Annotated in this window: 12 protein-coding genes; all 12 read right to left on the reverse strand. The window is 66.1% G+C overall.

The window, feature by feature from the left end; all coding sequences use genetic code 11:
* Positions 1 to 735 (reverse strand): GTPase (locus tag B2246_RS02285; RefSeq protein ID WP_121494929.1); only part of this gene is annotated, 735 nt, incomplete at its 3' end.
* A 288-nt stretch (positions 736 to 1,023) separates the two neighbouring features.
* Positions 1,024 to 1,302, reverse strand: coding sequence for a hypothetical protein (locus B2246_RS02290; RefSeq protein WP_020207036.1), 279 nt, complete (start codon positions 1,300 to 1,302; stop codon positions 1,024 to 1,026).
* 97 nt (positions 1,303 to 1,399) lie between these two features.
* On the reverse strand, positions 1,400 to 2,137 hold the full coding sequence (locus B2246_RS02295) for a hypothetical protein (protein ID WP_020207035.1): 738 nt from the start codon (positions 2,135 to 2,137) through the stop codon (positions 1,400 to 1,402).
* A gap of 83 nt (positions 2,138 to 2,220) precedes the next feature.
* Complete coding sequence (locus B2246_RS02300) at positions 2,221 to 2,907, reverse strand: hypothetical protein (RefSeq protein ID WP_023110698.1); 687 nt, start codon at positions 2,905 to 2,907, stop codon at positions 2,221 to 2,223.
* Between the two features lie 181 nt (positions 2,908 to 3,088).
* On the reverse strand, positions 3,089 to 3,481 hold the full coding sequence (locus B2246_RS02305; RefSeq protein WP_003050375.1) for a hypothetical protein: 393 nt from the start codon (positions 3,479 to 3,481) through the stop codon (positions 3,089 to 3,091).
* Between the two features lie 21 nt (positions 3,482 to 3,502).
* A complete protein-coding gene (locus B2246_RS02310; protein WP_003120032.1) occupies positions 3,503 to 3,724 on the reverse strand; it encodes a hypothetical protein in 222 nt (73 codons plus the stop codon).
* 334 nt (positions 3,725 to 4,058) lie between these two features.
* Entirely contained in the window at positions 4,059 to 4,616 is a 558-nt protein-coding gene (locus B2246_RS02315; RefSeq protein ID WP_017512400.1) for a hypothetical protein, read from the reverse strand.
* 242 nt (positions 4,617 to 4,858) lie between these two features.
* The gene (locus B2246_RS02320) at positions 4,859 to 6,469 is read right to left on the reverse strand and encodes a DNA cytosine methyltransferase (RefSeq protein WP_020207086.1); all 1,611 of its coding nucleotides are present in this window, start codon (positions 6,467 to 6,469) and stop codon (positions 4,859 to 4,861) included.
* A 531-nt stretch (positions 6,470 to 7,000) separates the two neighbouring features.
* Positions 7,001 to 9,013 (reverse strand): DNA topoisomerase III, encoded by a 2,013-nt coding sequence (locus B2246_RS02325; protein ID WP_286964017.1) that lies wholly within the window; start codon positions 9,011 to 9,013, stop codon positions 7,001 to 7,003.
* Between the two features lie 277 nt (positions 9,014 to 9,290).
* Positions 9,291 to 9,731: a single-stranded DNA-binding protein gene (locus tag B2246_RS02330; RefSeq protein ID WP_017513938.1), complete on the reverse strand. Its 441-nt coding sequence runs from the start codon at positions 9,729 to 9,731 to the stop codon at positions 9,291 to 9,293.
* 73 nt (positions 9,732 to 9,804) lie between these two features.
* Positions 9,805 to 10,332, reverse strand: coding sequence for a DUF3158 family protein (locus B2246_RS02335; protein ID WP_029043432.1), 528 nt, complete (start codon positions 10,330 to 10,332; stop codon positions 9,805 to 9,807).
* Positions 10,329 to 10,956 (reverse strand): PFL_4669 family integrating conjugative element protein (locus B2246_RS02340; RefSeq protein ID WP_286881391.1); only part of this gene is annotated, 628 nt, incomplete at its 5' end. The genes B2246_RS02335 and B2246_RS02340, both read right to left, overlap by 4 nt.

The raw sequence follows: 10,956 nt of genomic DNA on the forward strand, positions 1-10,956 counted from the left end.
CTCCAGCACTTCGCCGAGCATGTCGAAATACACCTCGTCGTGCCGATCGACCAGTTCGACCGATTCACCGTTCTGACGGTGCAGTTCCACCACGTAGGTGTCTCCGCCGCGGTCGTAGAGGATCGTCACCCGGCCCTCGAACTTCGCGGTCGAGACCGTGAAGCTGATCGCCGGCGGGGTCTCGATGATCTTGGAGGGCGTGGGATCGACCCAGGTGAAGTCGCGGGCACCGGCATCCACCAGCATGTGGGTGATGCGCCGGAAGCGATCGGGGGCCGGCATCTCCTCCAACTGCTCGATGAGCTGGCCCAACTCCATGCACTGCGGCGTGGGAATGGGCAGCTTGGCCGGCGCCGAGCCGAGGATGTGCCTCGTGATGGTGTACGGCGTGCCGTCCGAAGTCTCCTCGGTGATGACCTCCGGCGTGTCCGCGCGCAGTCCGTCGAAGCGACGACGGGCATAGGGTTGGACATGCACCTTGGCGCCTTCGGCAGGAACCGTGGTCACCAGGCTGGGATCGAGCACCGCGAACTCGGAAGGCTTGAGCTTGACGACGATGGCATCGTCGGTCGCGGCGACCACCTTGCCGTCGAAGGGTTGGGGGTCGATGGCAAAGCCCAGCGTTGAGGACAGCGGCTGATCATCGAACACGCGGTACTTGAACGATCGCACGTTGCGGGGCACATGGCCTGCGACCAGCGAAGGCATCATGGATTTGATGAGGGAACGGTCCATGGGGAAACTCCTTGAGGAAAAACAAGGGATTCCCCGCCCGCAAGGGAGAGGTCCCTTGTGGGTGGCGTGGATGGACGCGGTAGGTCCGTAGGAAGAAACGACCAGCACGGTTTCCCGTGCTTGCAGCCTCGAAGGTCTCGACTGCCTGGGCATGTGCCGGCAACGCCGACGAACATGGGGCAAGCATGGTCCCGGGGCGGCCGGCGTGCCCGCAGGAAACGGCACCGCCCCACAACCGTTTTCCTGTGCTGCGGGCAAGAAAAAGCCCCTCGGAAGGGGCTGGAGGGATCAGGCTTGGTACACGAAGTAGTGTTCGCGCTGACGCGGAAAGAACACGTGCTTCCACGTGTCGCCGCTTGTGTTGCCACCGTCGAAGACGACCATTTCGTAGTCGTCCACGTCAGTGTCCACCAGGTCGGCGCTGGCGATATGGCGCATGTGCAGCGTGCCGCTCATGCGCTCGAATACCAGGATCTGGCCGATGGCGTCGTCCTGGCTCATGGCGTTGACGCAGGCGCCAAGCTGGTGCTCGAAGTCGGATGCGGGTGTGATGAGGTCGGGGAACATGGGATCGCTCCTGTGAAAGTGCGCCGGCCCGGCTCCCTGGCGGGAGACCGGGCCGGCATGCTGTGAGGAAAAGGAAGGCTGGGGATGTGTGTGGCAGCTATTCGCCGGCCAGCGGCAGGCCCGGCAACACGGGTGCGTCGGCATCGAGGATGAGGAGGCGCACGTCGGCTTGGCCGGCCAGTTCAAGGATCTGTGCCAGGTCGTCCGGCATGCCCTTGCTGCAGTGCTCCTGCCGAAGCAGTTCGGCGGAGATCCCCTCGACGTCCTGCAGGTGCTGGTCCGTCCAGGGCGTGGAGATCAGCTTGACGCCGATCGCCGGGCTGTAGGGAACCCGGAACGCAACGAACAAAAAGGCCTCCGGCGTCGCGAGGTCAGCCAGGTTGGCCAGGTACTGGCCGGTTTCCTGGCTGATGTGCGCGCTGCTGATTTCCCAGCACCGGCTGTAGTAGCCGGTCTCGAAGCTCAACCGCTGCACGACTTCCCGTGCGGCCTCGGCCGAATAAGTGTCGCCGACGTGGACGGGGCGGCCGTCGAAGTCGTCGCCGTGAATCGCGTACACCACGGCACCCACCACGCCTTCGCCGCTGACCCCATCAGCCGCGTCGCATTCGGCGATCAGTGCGGCGCCGACAGGTTCGGTGCCAGTCCTGACCACCGCGAAGTCGCTGGTGACGATGCAGGGAGAAGAAACCAGCGCCGCGTCGCAGAGGTGCTGCTGGCTCGGGTGGATGTTTCGCCAGACATGCGGGCTTCCGTCCTCGTGGCTGATGGACAGCGTGCGGACGACCTTCAGATTCCAGTAGCCGCGTAGAAAGGGATTGGGATTCTGGGACATGGGATTTCTCCAACAGAATAATGATGGAGCCAATCCCCGCCACCGGGAATTGACCCTGGTGGGTGGAAAGAAAGGAAACAGCGTCAGGTGATGCTGATCGTTGGCGTTTGGGCCAATCGCTCGGCGACGCGCCGGCGCAAATTCATGCGGAATGGCTCGTCGCTGACGCCCGCCAGCAGATTGATGGTCTCCAGCGCGATCAGGGCCGAAGCCTCTTCGATGTCGGCGGCCACAATGGCCTCGTGCAACTGGCAACCGAGTTGGAGGGCCTGGGAGGACGAGCTGATGACGCGGACCTCGCGGCTCAGGTAGCAGCCGTTGCCGCCGAACTCGAACAGCCGCGGCTTGCTGCAATACCAGCATCCCTCGAACTGGATGGCGGTCAGGTTGTGGCCGTCATCGAACCGGGTGGCGATCAGAAACAAGGCGTCGAGATCGGCGGTGTCCTCGAACGAATGACGCTCGATCAAGTTCGCCAGCTCTTCGTCCTCATCGGCACCGAAGTGCACGGCGAGCAATTCGAGCAGCGGCGGGATCGACAGCCCTTCGTCGTCCGGCATAGGAATGCCGAGTTGCGTGGCCAGGTCTTCCAGGCCATCGAGCACGTCCGGCCATTGCGGATTGGTGGTCTCGGCGATCTGGGCGATGTAGGCCTGCCCGTTGCCGGGGTGGCTCTCGTCCAGCGCGAAGGCGCCGAACAGCGCCTGGATGACGGGCGTCACTCGGTCGAGCACGAGAACGCCGGTGGCTTCGTAGTAGTTGTTGGCCATGAAGGCTCCTTTCGATGAATGAACGGAGCCAGCCCTTGCGGACGATGGCATCCGCAGGGGAACCGCCTGATGCCGGATGGCACTGGGCGGGGAGAAAACGCGAGGGACATGGCCTCGGACGAGGCGCATGTCCCTCATGGGGTCGCGTGAACGCAGTGATGAAGGTGTGCCAGGAACCGGCTCACCAACCGCTGTAGTTCAGCAGCAGGTCGGCGATCACCTGGCGACGAGGCAGATCGAGGCCGTCGAAGTCCGACAACCCGTTGAAGTGGCAGCGCTTGAGCATGGCACCGCCCTCGCGCGCGTTGTAGAAGCTGACCATCGCGGACAGGAACATGCGTTCCCCGCTGCTCAGGACGCCGAGGGCGTCGTTGAGGCGCAGCATGTCGGGGCGCAGATCCCACTTGCTCTTGGCCTGGTTCAGACCTTCACGGGTGCCATCGCCAAACCATTGCGGGCCGGCGATCTCGACACCACGCTTCCATGCCTCGAAAAAGGCTTGGGGCGCGGCGCTGAAATGCCGTTCTTCCCGAACGATCTGATCGACGACTTCCTGCGGCAGTAGCTGGTTCATGACGTGATTCCTCCAGTTGGATCAGGGAATGGCGAGCTGGGACCAGCCGCCTCTTTCGAGGGCACGTTGAGCCGCGGCATGGCTGCGGAAGTACTCACGAGATTCCCGCGAAACGGGACCTTCGGTATCGCGCGTGCCGATGTAGTGGCCGGCGGCGCTGTGCAGGACTTCGAGCGGCAGGAACTTGCCGCAGTAGGTCAAGGCCAATTGACCGAATCGGCCGAAAGAGGCTTGCTGGGACATGGATGGGCTCCTTGGAAAAGCGGGGCCCTGTCCCTCACGGGATGGCAGCTCCCGCACGCGGTTGAAAAAAAGCATCAGCGTCTTGGGGACGCGCGTCCGCGCAATGGATGCGATGCGGACTGGTGGGTTGCGCGGAGAGAACCCCGCGGCAGCCTGAAACCCTGGCTGCTGGCATGTGCTGACGAATCAGCGAACACGCGGGCAGCTTCGTGGGGGTGCCGTGCCACGTCAGTTGGAAATCGGCATCTGGTCCCGTCCCGATTGATGTGCGCAGGGACAAAGAAAAAGCCCCGCAACGAGTGCGGGGCGGTCATGACGGTGCGGTGATGCTGGATCAGCGGGGCTTGTCGCCCAGGACATGCTGCTTCCAGATGGCGAATGCCTCGTCCGCTGGCAGCTCGGCCAGGATGACGATGGGCTGGCCCTGTCGGCTGCGCAGCTTTGCGAAATACGCCGCGCAGTCGGCAATGGCCTTGAGCTTGATGCCCTTGAGGAACAGCAGCCTGCCGTCCTTGATGAACAGCACCTTGTTGCCGATGTCGCGGTTGAACGCGGTGCGCAGCTTGCGCTCCGCGTGCATGGCATCGGCCAACTGGTCCACGAGGAAGTCGAGCGTCATGTCGATGAGAAGCGGCTCGTCGTCCTCGCGTTCGACGTCGAGCGATGCCGGCGGCAGGCTCTTGGCGAATTCCTCGGCCTGGGCCAGCAGCGCGGCCTGGCCTTGCAACGCGCGCACGAACGTCGAGCCGCCGTGTCCGTCATTGCGGGCTTCGGCGATGGGCCTGCCGTCGAACATGACGGTGGCGGTGAAGCACAGCGTTTCCTCGCTCGCGAAATCCGCGACCTTGAGGTTCTTGAGCGTGATGCGGTCTTGTCGGGTGATGGTGTCCATGGAAAGTCCTGATATCGACCGGGTTGACGACACGCCCCTGACGGGACGTGCATACATCCCGTGGGTTGGAGGAAGGTGGCATCGATGCCCGGTGGGCAGCGTTCGCCGGTGAGATGCCGAGGCGAACTGGCGGGTGGCGTGGGAGGAGCCCACGGCAGCCTTGACACCCCGGCTGCTCGTTGTTGCCGATGCGTCGGCAATGCAGGAGGGAGGATCACGCGGTCCGCCGGCCGCGTCGTGCATCAATCCGAAGCGCTCGATCCCGTCTTGTGCAGGCACTGCACCAGCCGCTGGCCCAGCCACGCGACGCACGGCACGGCCATGGAGTTGCCGATCGCCTTGTAGCGCGGCGCGTCGGCGGCGGGCTTGCCGCGGTACGGGACCAGCGTGTAGTCGTCGGGCATGCCTTGCAGCCGCTCGCACTCCACAGGCATCAGCCGACGTACCCGCCACTGCGACCAGTCGCCCGGGCCGGGGTCGTTCCAGTCGTAGCGGAAATGTGCCTCGAAGTCAGGTGCCAGCACATGGGGCTTGTCGGCACCGCCGCTGCTGGTGCGCAGCGCGGTCGAGACGCCATCGCCCAGTTCAGCGGCCAGGCCTTCGGTGCGACCGCGCAGCGCCACGCCGATCACCATCGGCCGGCCCTGGCCCGGCTTGCCGCCACCCGAGGAGAGCGTCCCGGCAAGCTTGCCGTGGCCGGATTCCAGCCGCAGCTCGCGGCGCGAGTTCTGCGCGAACGCGATGGCCGGCACGACGCCGGCATTCGCGTGGCTGAGGCGATGCCCGCCGGCACGCAGCGTCGGTGCATGGTTCGTCGTCGCGTCCGCCCCGCAGCCCTGTGCGGTGAAGGCGATGATCGGCACGCCCTTGCCGGTGCCGTCCTCGCTGCAGCCCTTGCCGCCGTTGGCGGTGCTGAGCGTGTGGCTGATGCTGCCCGCGACGGACTGCGCCACGAAGGTCTCGACCTCGAAGTCGTTCTTCGGGCCGGGCGCCGCGGTCAGGCAGGCCGCGACGTCAATGGGTCCTGCGGTGTTGCCCCCGCCGAATCCGAACGTCACCGTGGCCTTGCCGTAGGGCTGCTTCAGTCCTGCATATCCCGAATACCCGCCTGCTGCCGCAGCGCCCGATCCAGCAGCGCCGGCAGCGTCTTGCCACGGCGCGAAGCCCGGCGAAGAATCCCAGCGCACGCCGTCGCACTCAAAAAGTACCTCGGCGGGATCGACGCCACCTCCACCACTTGCCACAAGAAACACGCGACGGCGCCGTTGGGCGACGCCGAAATATTGAGCGTCGAGCACGCGCCAGGCGATGCGGCGCCGGGGTCCAGACACACAACCTGCGTACGCCCATTTTTGCCCTGGCGGTTCGAGCGCACGGCTTTCGCCGACCAGTGCTCCCAGGAAGTGTCCGAAGGCGTTGCTGCGGTCGCTGAGGACGCCGGGGACGTTTTCCCAGACGAGCGTTGCCGGCGGGCGGCGGTCTTGGCGGCGGGTTTGGTCGATGGCATTTGCAAGCTCCACATAGGCAAGGGTCAGGGCGCCGCGCGGGTCATCCAGGCCACGGCGGGCGCCGGCCACGCTGAACGACTGGCACGGCGTGCCGCCGACCAGGATGTCGGGCGCGGGCACGGTGCCGGCACGGACCTGGCGGGCGATCGCAGTCATGTCGCCCAGGTTGGGCACGCGGGGGTAACGGTGGGCGAGCACGGCGCTCGGGAACGGCTCGATCTCGGCGAACCACGCGGCTTCGAGGCCGAGCGGTTGCCAGGCGAGGCTCACGGCCTCGATGCCGCTGCAGACGCTGCCGTAGAGCAGCGGCGTGTTGCGCGGCGGTGCGCAAAGTTTCGGGTGCATGTCGGTCTCCTGTTCGTATGGCGCAGGGCCATCGCCCTGGCCAGGGCGTTGAAAGGCAGGAGAAAGGCGCCGAAGGCCCCAGGGGCCTTCGGCTTGGGAGGAAAGAAGAACCACCCGTGGGCTGATTGGCAGGCCCGGTCGTCGCTAGAACCGTCTGCTCATCCAGCAATCACACCCGGCCCATGTCGTGGCTGGGGCCGGCATCGTCTGGCGCACATCCGCGCACAAAGGGAGCCCGTTTTTGCGCCGGCGGGCACCGGCACCGAATACCGCTGACCGCGAAGGGTCTCCGGATGGCTCGCACAGGCAAGCCATCGGGGGACCCTTCGCAGCGGCGGAAGGAATACAGACGAGGAGAACGCGCGGGGTGCGGTTCGCGGAGAAGCCACCTTCAGGTCCCGCGGCCGGGGACGGCCAGGCGGGACGCGCACACGGAGCAAGAAGGCGTTGCGCGCTGGGGCGTCCCGCAGGGGGTGCGGGACACGGGCCATGCCGCCGATGGCGGGCACGGCTCACGGGGAACAGGGTCGGTCAGGCGCCCTTGCGCCCGCTCTTGCGTGGACGCGAGGCACCACGCCTGGACGTGCCAGTTTCCACCGGCAGCGTGCCCTTGCAGTCGGGGTAGCGACTGCACGACCAGAACGGGCCGCTCTTGCCGCTGCGCTGGCGCGTGGGTGCGCCGCACTGCGGACAAGCCGGTCCTTGGGGAACCTTGATGGACAGGGACGTGCTGCCGTACTGCGCGATCAACTGCGAAATCCACGCGGCCTGCTTGCCGATGAACACGTCCAGGGTGAGCTGGCCGGCCTCGATCATGTCCAGCGCCTGTTCCCACACGGCGGTGGTGCCGGGGTCGGCAATCGCCGCAGGCACGGCGTCGATCAGCGTGAACGCCGCATCCGATGCACGGATGGAGCGTCCCTTCTTCACGATGTAGCCGCGGGCGATCAGCCCGCTGATGATGTTGGCCCGCGTCGCCTCGGTGCCGATGCCCGTCGTGTCCTTGAGCTTCTGCTTCAGGCGCGGGTCGGTCACGAAACGCGCAACGCCCTTCATCGTCTTGACCAGCTCGCCCTGCGTATAGGGCTTGGGCGGCATCGTCTTGAGCGCCTTGACTTCGACCTCGGCCACCTGGCACGCGAGGCCCTCTCGCAGCGCAGGGAGCACCTGGCTGCGCGCGGCACCATCGCCGTCTTCGTCCGCTTGTGGTTCGGCCAGCACCAGCCGCCAGCCCTTCACGACGACCTGCTTGCCCGTGGCCACCAGCTTCTGCTGGCCGCAGGAGAGATCCGCCACGGTGCGGTCGAACTCGTGGTGCGGGAGGAACTGGGCTAGGTAATGTGCCCGGATCAGCCGGTACACCGCCTGCTCCTTCTCGCTCATGGTGGAGAGGTTCGCGGGTTCGAGCGTCGGGATGATGCCGTGGTGCGCCGTCACCTTGCCGTCGTTCCAGGCGCGCGAGCGCTGGGTGCGGTCGAGCTGGCCCATGATCGGGGCCAGCGCGGGATCGGTCTTGAGCAGGCTATCCAGGACCGTGGGCACCTCGGCGAACATGTTATCGGGCAGGTAGCCGGAATCCGAACGCGGGTACGTGGTGGCTTTGTGCGCTTCGTACAGGGCCTGAGCGATCTCCAGAGTCTCCTGCACGTCTAGCCCAAGCTGCTTGGAACAAACCTCCTGAAGCGTGCCCAGGTCGAACAGCAGCGGCGGACCTTCGCGCACGCGCTCGGTCTCGACCGACACCACCTGGGCACTGCCTGCGGCGCGGATCTGTTGCGCGGCCTGCTGTGCGACGGGCTGCTGCAGGCAGCGGCCGGCATCGTCAGTGCAGGCGTCCGGTGCAACCCACTGCGCGGTGAAGGCCTGGCCGCCTGTGAACAGAGACACGTCGATGGCCCAGTACGGCACGGACACGAAGGCCGCGATCTCTCGGTCGCGGTCCACCACGAGTTTGAGCGTCGGGGTCTGTACACGTCCGACCGACAGCACGCCGTCGTAGCCGGCCTGCCGCCCGAGCACGGTGAACAGCCGGCTGAGGTTCATGCCCACAAGCCAGTCGGCGCGCGAGCGCGCCAGCGCCGAGTAATACATCGGCAGCGTCTCGGCCGAGGGCCGCAGCTTGGCGAGCGCGGTGCGGATGGACGCATCGTTGAGCGCCGACAGCCACAGGCGTTCGATGGGACCGCGGTAGCCGCACAGGTCGATGATCTCGCGTGCGATCAGTTCGCCTTCGCGGTCGGCGTCGGTGGCGATGACAAGCTGGGTCGCCTTCGCCAGAAGCGCTTTGACGACCTTGAATTGCGGGGCGGTCTTTGGCTTGACCTCGACCCGCCACTGCTGGGGAATGATGGGCAACTGTTCCAGCGACCAGCGCTTGAGCGCCGCGTCATAGACCTCGGGTGCTGCCGCTTCTACGAGATGGCCGATGCACCAGGTGACGGTGACGCCGGAGCCGCTGAGACAGCCTTCACCGCGCTGCGTCGCGCCGAGAATCCGGCCAATGTCCTTGCCCTGGGAGGGCTTCTCGCACAAGAACAGCCGCATGTTCGTCCATCCGATTTCCGTGGTTCATTGAGTTGCTGGAAACGAGGATGCCGAGCACCACCGGGGGCAGCAGCAAACAAGCCGCATGTGGTGGCGACCACTTTCACGGGATGGAATGGCTGGGGCGGGGATGGCGTGCAGCCGGGGATGTGCGGGCCGGGAGCCGCGATTTTCGGGAGAGCGTGGATGCCGGCGGGCGTTGATGGAGCTATCCCCTGGGGATAGTTCGCGAGCGCATGGAGGGCGGCGAAGACGTGCGACCGCCCTCCATGCCGGTTCACTTCCTGCGCTTGGCTTCTTTCGGCGCAGCCGGCTCCTGCGCGGCCTGGGGCTTGGGTTCTGCCTCCTGCGGCTTCGGGCTGAGGGCCACGGACTCGATGCGGTACGGCAGGATGCCGACGCTGCGCGCGTTGATCTGCCAGGTCTCGCGTGGCTGATCTTCGTTGTCCGTCCAGGGTTCGCGCTCCATGCGGCCCACGACCAGCACGCGCATGCCCTTCTGGTACAGGTCCTTCCAGTGACCGGCGTCGCGGTGCCAGATTTCCACCGGCGCCCAGAAGCCGCCGCGATCCTCATAGTCGCCACCCTTGGTGGGAACGGGGTTGTCGAAATACACGTTCAGCCGCAGCAAGCGCCGCGGTTCGTCGTTGCCGTTGGGGAACTCCCGGTACTCGGGGGGCGAGCCGATGTTGCCTTCGCCCGAAAAATGCGTGCTCATGGTGTGATCTCCGTGGTGGTTGAAATGCCCGCGCCTCACTGCCGCCGGGCGCGTGCTGGGGTGCGCGACGCGATCACCGATCGCGCATTGCGGCGGGAATGGACGTGAGCCGGCGCAGGTAGGCGTCTTCCGCCTCGGCCGCCTTGCTGGCGCATTCCTGCGCCTGCCTGCCCAAGGTGTGCAATAGGCTGATCTGCATGTTCAGCGTGATGCGCTGCAGCTCGATCGCGTGCAGGTCGGCCAGCAGGTTGACCGGCGTGCCGGGGCTCGCCATCAGCTCCTGCCACAGGGCCACGCCCATGGCCGAACGGTCGTGCCTGCGCCAGCGCAAGAAAGCGGTTCCTGCGCCAGTGGTCTGCTGGGCCAGTTCAACGGGCAGCAGGTGGAAGGGATGCCCACACGCCTGCGCCAGCACCTGTCGCTGCGACAAGGCAATCAGTTCGTCGCGCATGGCGAAGCACTGGCTGGCCCAGGCCTCCAAGTCCCCTTTACTCTTAAAGGGCTTTAAAAGGCCTTTTAGAGATGCCGCGTGTTCCAGGCGCATGAAGGCTCCCTGTTGCAGGCCCCGGAAGTAGCGGGTGGGCGGGTTCGGATCGCTCATGCGGGTTCGTCCTCATCAGACGCGGCGGTGGCCTCGGACGGCTCGGCGGTAGCCACTTCGTCGCCATCCGCCGACGGGGCGGCTGCTGAGGCATGAGCCTCACCGCGTTGCTGCAGACCGCGGCGCGCGACCGGCGGCGCAAACTTCGAGCGGCGCGTGCCTTCGAGCACGTCCTGCGGCAGTTCACCGAATTTCTCCAGCGCGGCCCGCGCTGCGGCATTCTTCGCCGCGAAGTCGTCGCGCGTGCAGCCCGAATAGCGGTATTGCTGGGCCAGCGAGAACAGGCTGCGCAGCGCATGCGCACCCTCATTGAGCCAGCGCTCCAAGGTGCTGCGATCGATGAGCGCGGTGTGGTGGGCGAGGATCAGCTTGCGTGCGATGTCGTCGTAGTCGGCCAGCAGATAGACCGCCGCAAAGCCCAGTTGGGCGTTGACGAACAGGGGGAGCTTGACGGGCTGCACGTTGAGGTTCTCGCCCAGGCTCAATGCCGCAGGCACGCCCGCCAGTGCCTGGTCCACCTGTTCGCGCAAGGTCTGCAGCGTGGTCCTGGTCTGGTCGAGCTTGTCTTCGATGCGCAGCATCCACCAGTCGCTGTACGGATCGTCCTGCTCCGAGCCGCGCTTC

Source organism: Cupriavidus sp. UBA2010, from assembly GCF_002335265.1.
In the GTDB taxonomy this organism is placed as follows: Bacteria; Pseudomonadota; Gammaproteobacteria; order Burkholderiales; family Burkholderiaceae; genus Cupriavidus; species Cupriavidus metallidurans.